This is a genomic window from Streptomyces sp. NPDC023838 (genome assembly GCF_040639555.1).
Lineage (GTDB): Bacteria > Actinomycetota > Actinomycetes > Streptomycetales > Streptomycetaceae > Streptomyces.
Genome location: NZ_JBFAAD010000003.1, coordinates 407,866 through 426,333 on the forward strand (window position 1 = coordinate 407,866; position 18,468 = coordinate 426,333).

Below are 18,468 nucleotides of genomic sequence, written 5' to 3' on the forward strand. Positions count from 1 at the left end.
ATGTACGCTGGATGAGTCATGGAGTTCGGACCCCTACGCCGAGGAGGAGAGACCGCACGTGGACGCCGAGCTGACCAACAAGAGCCGGGACGCGATCAACGCGGCCAGCAACCGGGCCGTGTCCGACGGGCACCCGGACCTGACGCCCGCGCACCTGCTGCTCGCCCTCCTGACGGGCGAGGAGAACGAGAACATCGTCGACCTGCTGGCGGCCGTCGACGCCGACCAGGCCGCCGTACGGTCCGGGGCGGAGCGGCTGCTCGCCGCGCTGCCCAGCGTGACCGGCTCCACGGTCGCGCCGCCGCAGCCCGACCGCGACCTGCTGGCCGTCATCGCCGACGCCGCGCAGCGCGCCAAGGAGCTGGGCGACGACTACCTCTCCACCGAGCACCTGCTCATCGGCCTCGCCGCCAAGGGCGGCCGGACCGGCGAGCTGCTCTCCCAGCAGGGCGCGACGGCGAAGAAGCTCCTTGAGGCATTCGAGACAGTACGAGGAGGACGGCGGGTGACCACCCCCGACCCCGAGGGTCAGTACAAGGCGCTGGAGAAGTTCGGTACGGACTTCACGGCCGCGGCCCGAGAGGGCAAGCTCGACCCGGTGATCGGCCGGGACCAGGAGATCCGCCGGGTCGTGCAGGTGCTCTCCCGGCGCACGAAGAACAACCCGGTGCTCATCGGTGAGCCCGGCGTCGGCAAGACCGCGGTCGTGGAGGGCCTGGCCCAGCGGATCGTGAAGGGCGACGTCCCGGAGTCCCTGAAGAACAAGCGGCTGGTCTCGCTCGACCTGGGCGCGATGGTGGCCGGGGCGAAGTACCGGGGCGAGTTCGAGGAGCGCCTGAAGACCGTCCTCTCCGAGATCAAGGCGAGCGACGGCCAGATCGTCACGTTCATCGACGAGCTCCACACGGTCGTCGGCGCGGGCGCCGGCGGCGACTCGGCGATGGACGCGGGCAACATGCTCAAGCCGATGCTGGCCCGGGGCGAGCTGCGGATGGTGGGCGCGACGACGCTGGACGAGTACCGCGAGCGCATCGAGAAGGACCCCGCCCTGGAGCGCCGCTTCCAGCAGGTCCTGGTCGCGGAGCCCACGGTCGAGGACACGATCGCGATCCTGCGCGGCCTCAAGGGCCGGTACGAGGCCCACCACAAGGTGCAGATCGCGGACAGCGCGCTGGTGGCGGCCGCGACCCTCTCCGACCGCTACATCACCTCCCGCTTCCTCCCCGACAAGGCGATCGACCTGGTGGACGAGGCGGCCTCGCGCCTGCGGATGGAGATCGACTCGTCCCCCGTCGAGATCGACGAGCTCCAGCGCGCGGTCGACCGCTTCCGTATGGAGGAACTGGCCCTCTCCAAGGAGACGGACGCGGCGAGCAAGGAGCGGCTGGAGAAGATCCGCCGCGACCTCGCCGACAAGGAGGAGGAGCTGCGCGGCCTCACCGCCCGCTGGGAGAAGGAGAAGGAGGGCCTGAACCGGGTCGGCGAGCTCAAGGAGCGCCTCGACGACCTGCGCGGCCAGGCCGAGCGCGCCCAGCGCGACGGTGACTTCGACACCGCCTCCAAGCTGCTGTACGGCGAGATCCCGACCCTGGAGCGCGAGCTGGAGGCGGCGTCCGAGGCCGAGCAGGAGGCCTCGAAGGACACCATGGTCAAGGACGAGGTCGGCCCGGACGACATCGCGGACGTGGTCGGCTCCTGGACCGGCATCCCGGCCGGGCGCCTCCTGGAGGGCGAGACGCAGAAGCTGCTGCGCATGGAGGACGAGCTGGGCCGCCGGCTGATCGGCCAGGGCGAGGCGGTCCGCGCGGTCTCGGACGCGGTCCGCCGCACCAGGGCGGGCATCGCGGACCCGGACCGCCCCACCGGCTCCTTCCTCTTCCTGGGCCCGACGGGCGTGGGCAAGACAGAACTGGCCAAAGCCCTGGCCGACTTCCTCTTCGACGACGAGCGGGCGATGGTCCGCATCGACATGTCGGAGTACGGCGAGAAGCACAGCGTGGCCCGTCTGGTCGGCGCCCCGCCCGGGTACGTCGGCTACGAGGAGGGCGGCCAGCTGACCGAGGCGGTCCGCCGCCGCCCGTACAGCGTGGTCCTGCTCGACGAGGTCGAGAAGGCGCACCCGGAGGTCTTCGACGTCCTCCTCCAGGTCCTCGACGACGGCCGCCTCACCGACGGCCAGGGCCGCACGGTCGACTTCCGCAACACGATCCTGGTCCTGACGTCGAACCTCGGCAGCCAGTACCTGGTAGAGCCCCTGACCTCCGAGGAGGAGAAGAAACAGCAGGTTCTGGAAGTGGTGAGGGCGTCCTTCAAGCCCGAGTTCCTGAACCGCCTGGACGACCTGGTGGTCTTCTCGGCCCTCACCAGGGACGAGCTGGCGCACATCGCGGAGCTCCAGATCGCCCGCCTGGCCAAGCGCCTGGCCGACCGCCGCCTCACCCTGGAGGTCACCCCCGAGGCCCTGGCCTGGCTCGCCGACAAGGGCAACGACCCGGCCTACGGCGCCCGCCCCCTGCGCCGCCTCATCCAGACGTCCATCGGCGACCGCCTCGCCAAGGAGATCCTGGCAGGCGAGGTCAAGGACGGCGACACGGTCCGGGTGGACCGGTTCGGGGAGGGTCTGATCGTGGGGGCGGCGACCGGAAAGACGCTGTAGCCGTTCGTATCTGGTTGTGGACAGGCCCGTCACCCTCGTGGGTGGCGGGCCTGTCCCTGTTCGCGAATGGGGATTACGTTCGCCTTGAGCCGGTTTTCGCGATTCACTTGTTCACAAGCGGGTGTGGGAGGGATGAGCACATGCTCTTGAGCTTCCGTGTCGCCAACCACGGCTCCCTGCGCGAACCGCAGGAACTGAACTTCGTCCCGGCGTACGAGGACGACCGGCCGGCGGTCCCGGTAGTGGCGATCTATGGGGCGAACGCGTCGGGGAAGTCGACAGTGATCGACGCCTTCCGGTTCTTCGCCGAGGCGGTCCAGGAATCGCAGGCCAAATGGCTGCCCGGCGCGCCCGTACCGAGGCGCCCTTTTCTGCTCGATCATGTGAGCCGGGGCGAGTCCTCGTCGTACGCGGAGGCATCCACCGGGGTCTGGTGCCTCACCGATCGCATGACGAAGCGCTGACGCGCTTACGCCACACGTGAGGGGATTCGGTCAGCCGTCAGCGGATACCCGTGGCGGGGGTTGCCAGCCCCCGCCCGGCATGGGGGAGGATGACCGGAACCGTACGAAGGAAGATTCACGATGAGCATCGACCCGTCCTCGATTCCGAATTTCGGGGCTCAGCCCGGCCCGCAGCCCACCGGTGGACCGGCCGGGCCCGTCGTACCCGACCAGGATCTGGTCAAGCAGCTCCTGGACCAGATGGAGCTCAAGTACGTCGTGGACGACGAGGGCGACCTCGCCGCGCCGTGGGAGGAGTTCCGCACGTACTTCATGTTCCGCGGCGAGGACGACCAGCAGGTCTTCTCGGTGCGGACCTTCTACGACCGCCCGCACAGCATCGACGACAAGCTCGCGCTGCTGGAGACGATCGACGACTGGAACCGCCGCACCCTGTGGCCCAAGGTCTACACGCACACCCACGACGACGGCGCCGTCCGGCTCATCGGTGAGGCGCAGATGCTGATCGGCACCGGCGTCGCCCTGGAGCACTTCGTGTCGTCGACCGTCAGCTGGGTCCGCGCCTCGATCGAGTTCGACAAGTGGCTCGTGGAGCAGCTCGGGCTGGAGAAGGACGTCGAGGGCGCGGAGGGTGACGACGACGGGGACGCCCCCGGCGACGACGCCTGACTCACAGGTCCCACGACGCCCACGGCGTCACAGCGCCATCGGGGCCAGCGTCAGCAGATACGCCCCGTACGCGAACGACAGCCCGGCCAGGGCCGCGGTCACCGTGACCGCCGCCCTCGGCCGGGCTTTCGTCAGCGCGGCCGCCAGCGGCAGCAGCAGCGGGAAGGCCGGGAGCAGGAACCTCGGCTTCGATTCGAAGAATCCCGAGCCGCCCACCGTGATCACGACCAGTACCGCCGTGTAGACGAGCACCAGCAGCGGCGGGCGCTCCAGCAGGAGCAGCGCGAACAGCAGCAGCGCCGCCACCGTGATCACGAACGCCATCGTGTAGCCGAGGTCGAACGGCCCCGTCGCCAGCTTCCGTACGAAGCGCAGCGAACCCCTGCCGAAGTCGAAGCGTGAGGTCCACGCGGCCTGGACCGCGAAGTAGCCGCGCAGCGGATCACCTCTTCGGGCGCCGACCGACAGGACGTATCCGCACCAGCCGAGCGGCGCCGCCGCCCCCGCCGCCCACACCCGCCAGTCCCGCCGTACGCCCCGCCCGCCGCGCCACAGGGCCGCCGCGGCCGCCGCCGTGACCGCCGCGGCCACCGCGATCGCGTTCGGCCGCGAGAGGCCCGCCAGGGCCGCCAGCACGCCCGCCCACAGCCAGCGCCGCTCCAGGACCGCCCACAGGGACCAGGCGGCCAGCGCCGTCATCACCGGTTCGGTGTACGCCATCGAGAGCACGATGGAGTGCGGGAGCAGGCCCCAGAGAAGGACGAGGGCCGTCGCCGTGCGCCGGCCCGCCAGGCGCTCCCCGACCGCGTACACCCCCCACGCCGCGGCCCCCGCCGCCGTCCAGGAGACCAGCAGCCCGGCCGTGCCGCCCGCCACCGGCAGCACCGTCGTCACCAGTCGCATCAGGCTCGGGTAGAGCGGGAAGAACGCCAGGTCGCTCTGGACCGTCCCGTCCGGCCAGTACAGCGTCCGCCCGTAGCCGTTCGCCGCGATCTTGATGTACCAGTCGGCGTCCCACGCCTTCGCCAACAGCGCGCGCGGCGAGCGCCCCAGGTGCCAGGCCCACCCCGCCAGACACAGCATCCCGGCCAGCCGGGCCGCGGCGAACAGCGCGAGCGCGGGGACCGCCCGGCGCAGCGCGGTCAGCCTGCGCGGCATGGCCAGGGCGGCGCCGGACCGGCGTACGAGAGCGGTGATCTCGGCGGACAGGGTGCACCTCCGGGCGCGCGCGCAGTCGGTCCCGCGGCCCCCCGGCCCTCAGCCCGCGAGCGCCTTCAGCCGGGAGACGGCCTCTTCGAGCACACTCTCCCTCTTGCAGAAGGCAAATCGGACGAAAGGCGCGCCCGCGTCCCGGTGGTCGTAGAAGACGGCGTTGGGAATCGCCACCACCCCGCAGCGCTCCGGCAGCGCGCGGCAGAAGGCGAAGCCGTCGCCGCCGTGCGAGAGCTCCTCGCCGAGCGGGCGGATGTCGGTGGTGACGAAGTACGTGCCCGCCGGGCGGTACACCGCGAAGCCCGCCGCCGTCAGGCCCTGGCACAGCAGGTCCCGCTTGGCCCGCAGGTCGTCGCGGAGCCCGTCGGTGTACGCGTCCGGCAGCCGCAGCGCCTCGGCGACCGCGTACTGGAAGGGCCCGGAGGCCACGTACGTCAGGAACTGCTTGGCCGAGCGGACGGCCGCGACCAGCTCCGGCGCGCCGGTCACCCAGCCGACTTTCCATCCGGTGAACGAGAACGTCTTGCCCGCCGAGCCGATCGACAGGGTGCGCCCGCGCATCCCCGGCAGCGTGGCCATCGGTACGTGCTCGCCGTCGAAGACCAGGTGCTCGTACACCTCGTCGGTCACCACCAGCAGGTCCCGCTCGCACGCCAGCTCCGCCACGGCGGTCAGCTCCGCGCGCGTGAGCACCGTCCCGGTCGGGTTGTGCGGGGTGTTGAGCAGGATGAGGCGGGTGCGCGGGGTGACGGCGGCGCGCAGCTCGTCGAGGTCGAGGACATAGCGGCCGTTGTCGGGGTGGAGTGTCACCGGGACGCGGGTGCCGCCCGCCATGGCGATGCAGGCCGCGTACGAGTCGTAGTACGGCTCCAGTGCGATCACCTCGTCCCCCGGCTCCACCAGGGCCAGCAGCGAGGCCGCGATCGCCTCGGTGGCGCCCGCCGTCACCAGCACCTCGCGGTCCGGGTCGACCGCGAGCCCGTACCGGCGCAGCTGGTGGTCGGCGATCGCGGTGCGCAGCTCGGGCACGCCCGGGCCCGGCGGGTACTGGTTGCCGCGCCCGTCGCGCAGGGCCCGCACGGCGGCCTCGCGCACCTCCTCGGGGCCGTCGGTGTCGGGGAAGCCCTGGCCGAGGTTGATGGCTCCGGTCGACGCCGCGAGGGCGGACATCTCGGCGAAGATCGTGGTGCCGAACTCGGCGAGGCGGCGGTTCAGGAGAGGGCGCGCGCTGGAGGTCATGGCGGCCATCCTGCGCGGAACCTCTGGAGTTGCTCAAGTCCGCTTTCGCGCGCGGTGGCCGAGGGCATCCCCCTGTCACGCACAGGAGAAGAGCGAAGGACGGTGGGGGAGATGGGATATGTCGTCGGGGGCGCCGTACTGGTACTGATCTGGTACGTCGCCGGCAAGGTGACCAGCGGAAGCCGCGCCCGGCGGCGACGGGGGTGGTACTCGTCCAAGCCGGGCCGCTCGTCCGCTTCGGCCGGCTCGTCCGCCGGCTCCTGGTGGGCCGGTGACAGCGGTGGCGGCGGTGGCGGCCACGGCCACCACGGCGGCCACTCGTGCGGCGGCGGCCACTCCTCCTGCGGCGGCGGTTCGTCCTGCGGAGGCGGCTCGTCCTGCGGGGGCGGCGGCTGCGGCTCCGGCTGACCGCGCGCGGCGGTCGCGGCTGACACGGGGCAGCCGATTCCGTCCGCACACCCCCCCCCGCGCGCCCGGCGGCCGACAACCCGCCGGGCGCCTTCGCGCGCACCCCTGCGGTTGAACAGGTGAACCGGCTTGCATCCCAGGGGATGGAAACCACGTCAAGTTGGGTAAAAACGCTGTGAGCGCCGCGCACTTCATGATTCCCTCGCTGTTGAGAACGCAGCCCACGGACCCCCCACCCGGCGGACCTGAGCAGGCGGTCCCTCCTTCCCTCGCACCGGTTCCGGGGTGACCCCGGTCGTCCACCCTCCCCATGTGTGTTTTTGCGGAGCCCACCCATGCTCACGACTCTCCAGACCGCCTATACCGACACGCGTGCCAGTGACCTCGCCTGGGCTCTGGGCAGGGAGCCGCTGCCCGCGCTGGCCGTCCTCGACCTCGAACTCTCCGGCGCCAAACTCCAGTTGAGACTTCTCGGCGCGTCCCACCAGGTGCTCCTCGAAGAGGAGCAGGGCTCCTGTTCGGAGACCGTCGCCTGCATGCCCGGCAGCAGCACCCCGCTCCCCCTCGGGGTGGCGAAACGTCTCGGGGAGTGGGAGTACGAGTTCGCCGCGCGCGTGGAGACGCTGTCCGCGGGCTCGTTCGCGGGGCGCGCACAGGAGCTCCTCGCGCTGGTCGCGGACCACCCCCACGGCCTCGCGGGGACGTTTCCGGGCTCGCCGCACGCGTTCACCGCGATGCTCGCGCAGCGCGGCGACGGCCAGGTGCGCTGGCGGACCTGGCACGCGTACCCGCAGGAGGGGCAGTTGGTGGTGACCCGTACGAGGGTCGGTGTCCGGATGGCGGCGCCCGTGGCGCCCTGAGAATGCGTGCAGGCAGGAGGGGGTGTACCGCCACTCCGGGAGCCGTAATTCCCTCCGCAGTGCGCTAGTTGCACCCTTGTGGGTGACGTGATGCCAGCGAGTCGTGACGTAGCGTTCCCATCATGATCGAACCGTCTCTGCCCGTCCTGCCCTGTGGCATCCCGCCGCCGGCGCCCCGGCGCAGCACCGCGCGGTTCATCGTGCTCGGCACCGTGTTCATCTGCGCGGCCTGCGGGCTGGTGTACGAACTCGAACTGGTCGCCCTCGCCTCGTACTTGATCGGCGACTCCGTCACCCAGGCCTCCGTCGTGCTGTCCGTGATGGTCTTCGCCATGGGCATCGGATCCCTGCTGGCCAAACGGCTGCGGCTGCACGCCGCCGTCGGCTTCGGCCTGATCGAGGCGGCCCTCGCGCTGGTCGGCGGCTGCTCGGCGATGGTGCTGTACGCGACGTTCGCCTGGCTCGGCGGCGCGCGGTACGCCCTGGTGGCGTTCTCGCTCGGGATCGGCGTGCTCATCGGCGCGGAGATCCCGCTCCTGATGACCCTGATCCAGCGGGTCTCCCGGCAGGACCCCGGCGGCACGGTCGCGGACCTCTTCGCCGCCGACTACGTGGGGGCGCTCGTCGGCGGCCTCGCCTTCCCCTTCCTCCTGCTGCCGCTGCTCGGCCAGCTCACGGGCGCGCTGCTGACCGGCGCCGTCAACGCGGTGGCGGGCGGCGCGCTGGTGCTGTGGCTGTTCCGGCGCGATCTGACCCCACGCGCGCGATGGTGGCTTCTCGCGGCGAACGTGCTGGTCCTCGCGGTCCTGGCGACCACCGCCGCCCTGGTCGGCGCCTTCGAGCAGGCGGCGCGGCGCGCGGTGTACGGAGATCAGGTGCGGGTCGCGGTGCAGACCGGGGTGCAGGAGATCGTCCTCACCGGCAGCCGCACCGGCCACGGCCCCGGCGGCCCGCTCGACCTCTTCCTCGACGGCCGGCTGCGCGTCAGCGGCCGCGACGAACACCGCTACCACTCGGCGCTGGTGCGCCCCGCGATGGACTCCGGGCCGCACAGGCGCGTACTGATCCTGGGCGGTGGGGACGGACTGGCCGCGCGCGAGGTGCTGCGCTATCTGTCGGTGCGCTCGGTGACCCTGGTCGAACTCGACGCGGGCGTGGTCGACTTGGCGCGCCACGACCCGGCCCTGTCGGCGCTGAACAGCCACGCGTACGACGACCGGCGGGTGCGGCCGGTGGTCGCGGACGCGTTCGGCTGGCTGCGCGGGCCGGGACACTCGGCCGGACCGTTCGACGTGGTGATCTCCGATCTGCCGGACCCGGGCATCACCCCGAGCACCAAGCTCTACTCGCAGGAATTCTTCGGCCTCGCCGCGCGCGTGCTGGCGCCGGGCGGGCGGATCGTGGTGCACGCGGGCCCGGTCGCGACGCGGGCGCACACCTACTGGACGGTGGAGTCGACGGTCCGGGCGGCCGGCCTGTGGACCGTGCCCTACCGCGCGACGGGCCGCCTCACGGGCTTCACGGCGGGCCCCGACCGCGCCTCGGACGCCACGAAGTCCCCGCACGACTGGGGCTTCGTCCTGGCCTCCCCGTCCGGGCCCCCGTGGGCCCCGCTCGCCCCCGAGCTGGAGCCGCTGGCGGACGCCCGCCCCCGGGACGAGCTGCCCCCGTCGACGCTGGTGCATCCGCGCTATACGGGGTGAGGGCGCTCGGCGGGCGAGCGGCCGGGCGGAACCAGAGCGGCTCGACGCAAGAGCGGCTCGACGGAAGAGCGGCTCGACGCAAGAGCGGCTCGGCGCGGGCCGTGGCGGCGTTTGCGGAGACGGGACGGCCGCCCCTGAGTAGGCTCGTTTGCATGGAGCACGAGGTGTTCGTTCCGGTTGAGGTCCAGTCACTCCGCCAGACGCTGCGGGACCCGGCGAGGGTCGCCCGCTGCGTCCCCGGCCTGCAGCAGGACGCGGGCGAGCCACCGGTGGCCGGGCGGCTGAAGCTGCGCGTCGAGGGGCACACGATCACCTACCGGGGCACGCTGCGGATCACCGAGCTCGACGAGGACACGTTCGGCGTGGAGGCACAGGGCACGGAGGCGCGCGGCACGGGCGCGGCGAAGTGCTCCCTCACCCTGCGCCTGGCCCCCGAGGCCGAGGGCACCCGGCTGTCCTTCACCGCCACGGCGACGGCGGACGGCCGCGTGGCCACGGCGACCCCGGAGGGGGCCCGGGCGTCGGTCTCCCGCCTGCTGGACCGTTTCGGCGCGGCGCTGGCCGCGGATGAGGGCGGGCAGAACGAGGAGGCCGCCCAGGAGGCCGCCACGCCCGGCGACGAAACCGCGGCGGACCCCGCCGGGCCGACCGCGTCCGGGACCGGGACCGCCCCCGGCGCCGACGCCGCCGCTGACGGCGCCGGCCACTCCGTCTTCGACGCCGTCGTCCCGCCGCCCTCGCTCGACCCCCTCGCGGAGGAGGAGTTCGACCTTCCCGGGGACGCGGACTACGTACCCGCCGAGGCCGCGCACGCGCGCCGGACCATGATCGGCCGCAGCGCCGAGGAGGTCGACCACGCCCCGCCGCGCGGGCGGTACGCGCCCGTGCCCGCCCCGGGGGGCGCCGGAGCGGGGGCCACCCTGCGCTGGGTCGCCCCGGCCGCGGCGCTCGCGCTCGCCTCCGCCGTGGTGGTCGGCCGCGTCCTGCGCCGCCGCCGCTGACCCGGCGCTGACCCGCCGTTGACCGCGCCGCCGGGGCCAACACGGCGGCGCGCGCGTCGGCGCGTGCGGTGACGCCAGTAGTGTCGGGGGCGTGAGTAGCGACAAGAGTGTCCGGCTGGCGGCCGGCGACGTCGAGTTGACGGTCCGTCCGGACCTCGGATGCCGGATCGAAAGCCTGCGCATCGGCGGTACGGAAGTGCTGCGCCAGGGCGACAAGTACGGCTCGTTCCCGATGGTGCCCTGGTGCGGCCGCATCGAGCGCGGCGAGTTCCGCAACGGCGGCACCAAGCACCAGCTGCCGGTGAACGCCCCGCCGCACGCCATCCACGGCACCGGCCGCGACACGGCCTGGAAGCGCGTGCGCACCGGGGAGACCGAGTCCGGCCACGCCGAGGCCCACTTCACGTACGACCTGGCCGACCCGTGGCCGTACACCGGCCGCGTCACCCAGATCTTCGAGCTGTCCGAGAACGCGCTGACGCTCACCATGGGCGTCGAGACGTACGGCGACTCCTTCCCCGCGCAGGTCGGCTGGCACCCCTGGTTCCGGCGCAGCCTGGGCGGCGGGGACGTGCGGCTCGGGTTCGCGCCCGGCTGGCAGGAGGAGCGCGGCGACGACCACCTGCCCACCGGCCGTCGCATCGACCCCCTGCCGGGCCCCTGGGACGACTGCTTCGGCATGCCGGACGGCGTGGACGTGACCCTCACCTGGCCCGAGCAGCTGGAGCTGAAGGTGACCAGCCGCAGCGAGTGGGTGGTCGTCTACGACGAGCAGGAGGAGGCGGTGTGTGTGGAGCCCCAGTCCGGCCCGCCCAACGGCCTCAACACGCTCCCGCGGCTGGTGACGCCGGTGGACCCGCTGGAGATGGCGACGACCTGGAGCTGGCGGCGGCTCTGAGGCGGCGCCTTTAAGCTGGCGGGCATGACTGACGTACGCGCTGACCTGCTCCAGCAGATCAAGGACAAGGCCGTGGTGCACGGCAAGGTGACCCTCTCGTCGGGTCGGGAAGCCGACTACTACATCGACCTGCGCCGGATCACCCTGGACGGCGAGGCCGCGCCGCTGGTCGGTCAGGTCATGCTCGACCTCACCGCCGACCTGGACTTCGACTGCGTCGGCGGGCTGACGCTGGGCGCCGACCCGGTGGCGACGTCGATGCTGCACGCCTCGGCGGCGCGCGGCCGGCGCCTGGACGCCTTCGTCGTACGCAAGGCGCAGAAGGCGCACGGCATGCAGCGCCGGATCGAGGGCACCGACGTCAAGGGCCGCCGCTGCCTGGTCGTCGAGGACACCTCCACCACCGGCGGCTCGCCGCTGACGGCCGTCGAGGCGGTGCGCGAGGCGGGTGGCGAGGTCGTCGCCGTGGCCACGATCGTCGACCGGGGCGCGGCCGACGCGATCGCCGGAGCGGGACTGACGTACCTCACGGGCTACCAGCTCGGGGACCTGGGCCTGGCGTAACAGGCGAAATGCCGCGTTCATCCTTGTGGCCGTAACCGGTCCGGGGTACTCGGCAAGATCGACTGACGGGCACTCCGAAAGTGGTGCCCGAGCTCCCCGATCGCCCGCATACCGGCTCTGACCTGTGCTTTCCCCGAGGGGGCGGCTGTTTCACGTGAAACAGCCGCCCCCTCGTCCGTCCGCAGGGTGGAGCCGGGCGGAGAGTCTGGAAAGATGGGCCGCGACGATGACGTCGCCCCCAGGTCAGGGCCAGCACATATCGCACACCCCGCACATCACAAGGAGCGGACAGATGCCCATCGCAACCCCCGAGGTCTACAACGAGATGCTCGACCGGGCGAAGGCAGGCAAGTTCGCCTACCCGGCCATCAATGTGACCTCGACCCAGACCCTGCACGCTGCGCTGCGCGGCTTCGCGGAGGCCGAGAGCGACGGCATCATCCAGATCTCCACCGGTGGTGCCGAGTTCCTGGGTGGCCAGTACAACAAGGACATGGTCACCGGCGCGGTCGCCCTGGCCGAGTTCGCGCACGTCGTCGCCGCCAAGTACGACATCACCGTCGCGCTGCACACCGACCACTGCCCCAAGGACAAGCTGGACGGTTACGTACGTCCGCTCCTGGAGGTCTCGGCCGAGCGCGTCGCCAAGGGCCTGAACCCGCTCTTCCAGTCGCACATGTGGGACGGCTCCGCCGAGACCCTCGCGGACAACCTGGCCATCGGCCAGGAGCTGCTCGCCAAGGCCGCCGCCGCCAAGATCATCCTTGAGGTCGAGATCACCCCGACCGGCGGCGAGGAGGACGGCGTCACCCACGAGATCAACGACGAGCTGTACACGACCGTCGAGGACGCGCTGCGCACCGCCGAGGCCCTGGGCCTGGGCGAGAAGGGCCGCTACCTGCTGGCCGCCTCCTTCGGTAACGTGCACGGCGTCTACAAGCCGGGCAACGTCGTGCTGCGTCCGGAGCTCCTCAAGGACCTCCAGGAGGGCGTCGCCGCGAAGTACGGCAAGGCCTCCCCGTTCGACTTCGTCTTCCACGGCGGCTCCGGCTCCACCGAGCAGGAGATCGCGACCGCGCTGGAGAACGGCGTCGTGAAGATGAACCTCGACACCGACACCCAGTACGCCTTCACGCGTCCGGTCGCGGACCACATGTTCCGCAACTACGACGGCGTCCTGAAGGTCGACGGCGAGGTCGGCAAGAAGTCGACGTACGACCCGCGCACCTGGGGCAAGCTCGCCGAGGCGTCGATGGCCAAGCGCGTCACCGAGGCGTGCGCGAACCTGCGCTCGACCGGCACGAAGCTGAAGTAACGGGCGCGCGGGCCCATCGCCCGCGCTCCCCCGTGCGAGGCCCGGTGTCCCCTTCGTGGGGGATGCCGGGCCTTGTGCGTTCGGCGAGAGTGGAACGCATGAGCGACGTGAGCGTACGGATGGGCACGGCGGCGGGCCGGTGGGTGCTGTTCACGACCGTGCTCGGGTCCGGGATGGCCATGCTCGACTCGACCGTGGTCAATGTGGCCCTGCCGAGGATCGGGGCGGACCTGGACGCGGACATGGCGGTGCTCCAGTGGACCGTCAACGCGTACATGCTCACGCTCGCCGGGCTGATCCTGCTCGGCGGGGCGCTGGGCGACCGCTATGGACGCCGCAGGGTCTTCGTCGTCGGCGTCGTCTGGTTCGCCGTGGGCTCGCTGCTGTGCGGCCTGGCACCGGGCGCGGGCGTCCTGATCGCCGCCCGGGCCCTCCAGGGCATCGGCGGCGCGCTCCTCACGCCCGGCTCCCTCGCCCTCATCCAGGCGAGCTTCCACCCCGACGACCGGGCCGGGGCCGTGGGCCTGTGGTCCGGCCTCGGCGGGGTCGGCGCGGCCGTCGGCCCGTTCCTGGGCGGCTGGCTGGTGGACGGCCCCGGCTGGCGCTGGGTCTTCCTGCTGAACGTGCCGCTGGCCGCGCTGTGTGTGCCGGTGGCGCTGCGGCACGTACCGGAGTCCAAGGACACGCGCGTGCACACGGCCCGGTTCGATGTGACGGGCGCGGTGCTGGGGGCGCTGGCGCTCGCGCTGGTGACGTACGCGCTGATCGAGGCGCCGGGGCAGGGGGCGTCGCCGGTGGTGGTGGGCGCGGCGCTGGCGGGGGTGGTGCTGGGGGCCGCCTTCATCCGTCTGGAGCGACGCCTGGCCGACCCCATGCTGCCGCCGGAGATCTTCGCGTCGCGCCAGTTCACGGCGGTGAACGTGGTGACGGTGTGCGTGTACGCGGCGTTCGCCGGCTTCTTCTTCCTTGCGGCCCTCCAGCTCCAGGTGGTGGCGGGGTACTCGGCGCTGGGCGCGGGGGCGGCCCTGCTCCCCACCACGGTCCTGATGCTCCTGCTGTCGGCCCGCTCGGGCGCGCTGGGCGAGCGGATCGGCCCGCGCGTGCCGCTCACGGTAGGGCCGCTGCTGTGTGCGGGCGGGATGCTGCTGATGCTGCGGGTGGGGGTGGACGCGTCGTACATACGTGACGTGCTCCCCGCGGTCGTCGTCCTGGGCCTGGGCATGGTGACCCTGGTCGCGCCGCTGACCGCCACGGTGCTGGGGTCGGTGGACGCGGGGCGGGCGGGGCTGGCGAGCGGCATCAACAACGCGGCGGCGCGGGCGGCGGGGCTGATCGCGGTGGCGGCGCTGCCGCTGGTGGTGGGCATGTCACCGTCGGCGTACCGCTCGGCGGCGTCGTTCGGGGAGACGCTCCGGCGGGCCATGCCGGTGTGTGCGGGGGTGTTGGTACTGGGCGCGGCCGTGGCGTACGCGACGGTTCGCCGCCCGGCGGCGGGGGTGTGCCATCCGGAGTGCCGGGTGTCGTGCGGGGTCACGGGCCCCCCACTGGAGCGCGACCGGGGGGTTTGACCCCACCCCGCCCCACCCCGCCCCTTCACCTGAACCCTCCGGGGGTGGGTGGGGCGCAGACCCGGGAGAAGCACCCCCACCCACCCCCGGAGGCCACGCGGCGGAGCCGCCAGTGTCACAGCGGGGAGGGGCGGGGTGGGGGTGAGCCTCCGTTGGCAGCCGGACGCGGCAGACTGGGGCCATGTCCATTCACGAGAACCTGCTCGGCGGCCCCGCCCCGACGCACCTGCCCGACGATCCCGAACCCCGCGAGCTCCTCGCGACCGGCGCCGCCCCCGCCGACGTCGCCGCCAAGTACCCCACGTCCTCCCTGGCCTGGGCCCAGCTCGCGGACGACGCGTTCGACGCGGGCCGCACCGTTGAGTCGTACGCGTACGCCCGCACCGGCTACCACCGCGGCCTCGACTCGCTGCGCCGCGCCGGCTGGAAGGGCCACGGCCCGGTGCCGTGGGAGCACGAGCCCAACCGCGGCTTCCTGCGCGCCCTGCACGCCCTGGCCCGCGCCGCCCAAGCCATCGGCGAGCAGGCCGAGTTCGAGCGCTGCACCACGTTCCTGCGGGACTCATCCCCGCTGGCCGCCGACACGCTGGGCTGACCTGCGCGGATCCGTACCGTCCGGACGGCAGCTCCCGTACGGACGGTACGATCGCACGCACCATCGATTACAGGACGACCGGATCGCATCCGGCGCTGGCGCACGAGGCCCCACACCTCTCCCCCCAACTCCAGCCACAGCAAGGGGAGAAGTCTGTCTTGGGCAAGCGAACATCCCGCAACAAAACCCCGCGCGCTCTCCTCCCCGTCGGCGGCCTCCTCGGCCTCGCGCTCGTCTGCGGCGCCGCACTCGCCGAATGGCCCGGCACGGACAACGATGTCTCCGAGCCGGCGCACGCCCCCGGCACCTTCACCGCCGCCCGCGCCTCCGGCGCCCCCGTCGGCACCGGCGGCCCCCTGCGCCGCTACAAGGTGCTCGTCGAGGACGGCGTCGACGTCTCGCCGGGCCGGGCCGCCACCGAGATCCAGGCGATACTCGCCCACCCCCGCAGCTGGGCCGCGCACGGGCGTGGCCGCTTCCAGCTGGTCTCGGGCGAAGACAGCGCCGACGTGACGATAAAGATCGCCACCCCCGCCACCACGGACCGGCTCTGCGCGGCCAACGGCGACACCCACGGCGAGCTGAACTGCGAGGTCGCCGACGGGGTCGTGGTCAACCTCAAGCGGTGGGTGCTGGGCTCGCCGCAGTACGACGGGGCGCCCGCCGAGTACCGGCATCTGATCATCAACCACGAGATCGGCCATCTGATCGGCTTCCGGCAGCACATGTCCTGCCCGGGTCCGGGCAAGGCCGCGCCGGTGATGATGCAGCAGATCAAGGGCCTGAACGGCTGCAAGTCCAACGCCTGGCCGTACGCGCCGGACGGCACCTTCGTGGAGGGCCCCTCCGTGCCCTGACGGCGGTGCCGGGGGCGTGCTTATGATGCGGGTGGGGACCGGGGCTCCGATGCCGATGAAGGAAGGGGCGGACCGCTACCCGGACACGTCGAGGAGACAGCGATGTCATCAAAGATGTCCGAACCGGTCGAAACCGAAGCCGCCTCGCAGGCCGAGACGGCCCCCCATCTGGACTTCGCGGGCACGACGCCGTACGAGGACTACGTCCAGGCGGACGTCCTCACCCACCTCCAGCACCTGCGCTCGGACGACCCCGGCGAGATGGTCTTCCTGGTCACCACCCAGGTCATGGAGCTGTGGTTCACGGTGATCGTCCACGAGTGGGAGACTGCCACGCGCGCGTTGCGCGAGGACCGGGTGCCGGTGGCCGTGGACGCGCTCAAGCGCTCCGTACGCGAGCTGGAGGCGCTCAACGCTTCCTGGACGCCGCTCGCGCAGCTGACCCCGGCGCAGTTCAACTCCTACCGCGCGGCCCTCGGCGAGGGCTCCGGTTTCCAGTCCGCGATGTACCGGCGGATGGAGTTCCTGCTGGGCGAGAAGTCGGCGTCCATGCTGGTTCCGCACCGGGGCGCGCCGCGCGCGCACGCCGAGCTGGAGAAGGCGCTCCAGGAGCCGAGCCTGTACGACGAGGTGCTCGCGCTCCTCGCCCGCCGCGGGTACGCCGTCCCGGCCGCGGTCCTCGACCGTGACCTCTCCCAGCGGTACGAGCCGTCGCCCGAGGTCGAGGCGGTCTGGGCCGGACTGTACGCCGGGGACCAGAACGGGGAACTCGTGCGCCTGGGCGAGGCGTTGACCAATGTGGGCGAGCTGGTGTGGCGCTGGCGCAACGACCATCTGGTGGCGACGAGGAGAGCGATGGGCGCGAAGACCGGCACGGGCGGTTCGGCGGGCGTGGCCTGGCTGGAGAAGCGCGCGGCGAAGAACGTGTTCCCCGAGCTGTGGACGGCGCGCAGCCATGTCTGAGACGGGAGAGGTACGAGGCGTACGAGGCGTACCGGACGTACGAGAGGCGCGAGAGGTACGGGACGTGCCTGAGGTGCCTGAGGTGCCTGAGTCGCGTGAGGTGCGTGAGTCGCCTGAGGTGCGTGAGGTGCGTGAGGCGCTGGTCGGCAAGGCCGCCGCGCTGGACGCCGCGGACGAACTCGCCAAGCACCGCGACCTGTTCGCGCTCGACGAGTCCACGGTCTACCTCGACGGGAACTCGCTGGGCGCGCTGCCCCGCCATGTCGCGGCGCGGATGCAGGAGGTCATCGCCCATGAGTGGGGCGAGCTGCGCATCCGCTCCTGGGACGAGAGCGGCTGGTGGACGGCGCCGGAGCGGATCGGCGACCGCATAGCGCCGCTGGTCGGGGCCGCGCCCGGCCGGATCGTGGTCGGCGACTCGACGAGTGTGAACGTCTTCAAGGCCCTGGTGGCGGCGGTGCGCCTGGCGCCGTCCGGCCGGGACGAGATCCTGGTGGACGAGTCGACGTTCCCGACGGACGGGTACGTGGCGGGGTCCGCGGCGCGGATGACGGGCCGGACGATACGGGCGGTCGCGCCCGGGGAGATGGTGGCCGCGCTGGGTCCGCGTACGGCGGCGGTCCTGGTCAACCACGTCGACTACCGCACGGGCCGGCTGCACGACCTGCCCGGCATCACCGCGGCCGCGCACGCGGCGGGGGCACTGACGGTCTGGGACCTGTGCCACAGTGCGGGCGCGCTGCCGGTGGGGCTCGACGCGCACGGGGTGGACTTCGCGGTGGGCTGCACCTACAAGTACCTGAACGGCGGGCCGGGTTCGCCCGCGTACCTGTACGTACGGGGCGACCACCAGGCGTCCTTCGACTCCCCCCTGCCCGGCTGGAACTCGCACGAGGATCCCTTCGGGATGCGTACGGAGTACGTGCCGGGGGCGGGGGCGGTGCGGGGCCGGGTGGGTACGCCGGACATCCTGTCCATGCTGGCGCTGGAGTCGGCCCTCGACGTCTGGGACGGCGTCTCGATCGACGCCGTCCGGGCGAAGTCGCTGGCGCTGACGGACTTCTTCCTGGAGTGCGTGGCGGCGTACGTGCCGCCGGGGCGGGTCGCTTCGGTGACGCCGGTCGCGCACGGGGAGCGGGGGAGTCAGGTGGCGCTTCGGTGTGAGGGGGCCGGGGAGGTGATGCGGTCGCTGATCGCGGCGGGCGTCGTCGGCGACTACCGGCGCCCGGATGTGCTGCGGTTCGGCTTCACGCCGCTGTATGTGGGGTTCGGGGATGCGGAGAGGGCGGCGCGGGTGCTGTCCACGTCCCTGCGGTAGCCCCGACCACCCCCGGGGCGGGGCCTGCCCCCCCGCACCCCGCTTCGGGGCTGCGCCCCGGGCCCGTGTTCGTCTGCGGCTGTGTGGGGGCTGGTCGCGCAGTTCCCCGCGCCCCTTAGATGCCGCTGCGCGGCAATCCCCTGGGCGCCCCGAAGGGGCGCATCCAGGGGCGCGGGGA

17 protein-coding genes are annotated in these 18,468 nt (G+C 72.4%); 15 read left to right on the forward strand and 2 right to left on the reverse strand.

Annotated elements, in window-relative coordinates; genetic code table 11:
* Positions 1 to 58: 58 nt before the first annotated feature.
* The 3 genes from clpB (at position 59) to AB0G17_RS06175 (ending at position 3,789) form a co-directional block, all read left to right on the forward strand.
* On the forward strand, positions 59 to 2,656 hold the full coding sequence (gene clpB / locus AB0G17_RS06165) for an ATP-dependent chaperone ClpB (RefSeq protein ID WP_361376200.1): 2,598 nt from the start codon (positions 59 to 61) through the stop codon (positions 2,654 to 2,656).
* Between the two features lie 140 nt (positions 2,657 to 2,796).
* Complete coding sequence (locus AB0G17_RS06170; protein WP_361376203.1) at positions 2,797 to 3,120, forward strand: AAA family ATPase; 324 nt, start codon at positions 2,797 to 2,799, stop codon at positions 3,118 to 3,120.
* Positions 3,121 to 3,240: 120 nt separating this feature from the next.
* Positions 3,241 to 3,789: a YbjN domain-containing protein gene (locus tag AB0G17_RS06175; RefSeq protein WP_361376206.1), complete on the forward strand. Its 549-nt coding sequence runs from the start codon at positions 3,241 to 3,243 to the stop codon at positions 3,787 to 3,789.
* A gap of 27 nt (positions 3,790 to 3,816) precedes the next feature.
* On the opposite strand, the gene AB0G17_RS06180 is transcribed toward AB0G17_RS06175, so the two are convergent.
* Both AB0G17_RS06180 and AB0G17_RS06185 read right to left on the reverse strand, forming a co-directional pair.
* Positions 3,817 to 4,947 (reverse strand): glycosyltransferase family 39 protein, encoded by a 1,131-nt coding sequence (locus AB0G17_RS06180; protein WP_361376209.1) that lies wholly within the window; start codon positions 4,945 to 4,947, stop codon positions 3,817 to 3,819.
* Positions 4,948 to 5,046: 99 nt separating this feature from the next.
* The gene (locus AB0G17_RS06185) at positions 5,047 to 6,249 is read right to left on the reverse strand and encodes a pyridoxal phosphate-dependent aminotransferase (protein ID WP_361376212.1); all 1,203 of its coding nucleotides are present in this window, start codon (positions 6,247 to 6,249) and stop codon (positions 5,047 to 5,049) included.
* A gap of 102 nt (positions 6,250 to 6,351) precedes the next feature.
* Between AB0G17_RS06185 and AB0G17_RS06190 the strand changes: the two genes are divergently transcribed.
* The 12 genes from AB0G17_RS06190 (at position 6,352) to kynU (ending at position 18,290) form a co-directional block, all read left to right on the forward strand.
* A complete protein-coding gene (locus AB0G17_RS06190; protein WP_361376215.1) occupies positions 6,352 to 6,648 on the forward strand; it encodes a hypothetical protein in 297 nt (98 codons plus the stop codon).
* 335 nt (positions 6,649 to 6,983) lie between these two features.
* Entirely contained in the window at positions 6,984 to 7,508 is a 525-nt protein-coding gene (locus AB0G17_RS06195; protein WP_361376218.1) for a DUF2617 family protein, read from the forward strand.
* A gap of 122 nt (positions 7,509 to 7,630) precedes the next feature.
* Positions 7,631 to 9,211 (forward strand): polyamine aminopropyltransferase, encoded by a 1,581-nt coding sequence (locus AB0G17_RS06200; RefSeq protein ID WP_361376221.1) that lies wholly within the window; start codon positions 7,631 to 7,633, stop codon positions 9,209 to 9,211.
* A 152-nt stretch (positions 9,212 to 9,363) separates the two neighbouring features.
* A complete protein-coding gene (locus AB0G17_RS06205; RefSeq protein ID WP_361376224.1) occupies positions 9,364 to 10,212 on the forward strand; it encodes an SRPBCC domain-containing protein in 849 nt (282 codons plus the stop codon).
* 91 nt (positions 10,213 to 10,303) lie between these two features.
* Complete coding sequence (locus tag AB0G17_RS06210; RefSeq protein ID WP_361376227.1) at positions 10,304 to 11,110, forward strand: aldose 1-epimerase; 807 nt, start codon at positions 10,304 to 10,306, stop codon at positions 11,108 to 11,110.
* Positions 11,111 to 11,134: 24 nt separating this feature from the next.
* Positions 11,135 to 11,674 carry an orotate phosphoribosyltransferase gene (gene pyrE, locus AB0G17_RS06215; protein WP_361376230.1) on the forward strand — a complete coding sequence of 180 codons (540 nt, stop codon included), beginning with the start codon at positions 11,135 to 11,137 and terminating at the stop codon, positions 11,672 to 11,674.
* A 292-nt stretch (positions 11,675 to 11,966) separates the two neighbouring features.
* Positions 11,967 to 12,989 (forward strand): class II fructose-bisphosphate aldolase, encoded by a 1,023-nt coding sequence (gene fbaA / locus AB0G17_RS06220; protein WP_361376233.1) that lies wholly within the window; start codon positions 11,967 to 11,969, stop codon positions 12,987 to 12,989.
* 98 nt (positions 12,990 to 13,087) lie between these two features.
* On the forward strand, positions 13,088 to 14,557 hold the full coding sequence (locus AB0G17_RS06225; RefSeq protein ID WP_361376236.1) for a DHA2 family efflux MFS transporter permease subunit: 1,470 nt from the start codon (positions 13,088 to 13,090) through the stop codon (positions 14,555 to 14,557).
* 181 nt (positions 14,558 to 14,738) lie between these two features.
* Positions 14,739 to 15,152: a DUF3151 domain-containing protein gene (locus AB0G17_RS06230; RefSeq protein ID WP_361376239.1), complete on the forward strand. Its 414-nt coding sequence runs from the start codon at positions 14,739 to 14,741 to the stop codon at positions 15,150 to 15,152.
* Positions 15,153 to 15,310: 158 nt separating this feature from the next.
* Entirely contained in the window at positions 15,311 to 16,009 is a 699-nt protein-coding gene (locus AB0G17_RS06235; protein ID WP_361376242.1) for a DUF3152 domain-containing protein, read from the forward strand.
* Positions 16,010 to 16,111: 102 nt separating this feature from the next.
* Positions 16,112 to 16,972, forward strand: coding sequence for a tryptophan 2,3-dioxygenase family protein (locus tag AB0G17_RS06240; RefSeq protein ID WP_361376245.1), 861 nt, complete (start codon positions 16,112 to 16,114; stop codon positions 16,970 to 16,972).
* Between the two features lie 82 nt (positions 16,973 to 17,054).
* The gene (gene kynU, locus AB0G17_RS06245; protein WP_361376248.1) at positions 17,055 to 18,290 is read left to right on the forward strand and encodes a kynureninase; all 1,236 of its coding nucleotides are present in this window, start codon (positions 17,055 to 17,057) and stop codon (positions 18,288 to 18,290) included.
* Positions 18,291 to 18,468: the final 178 nt, after the last annotated feature.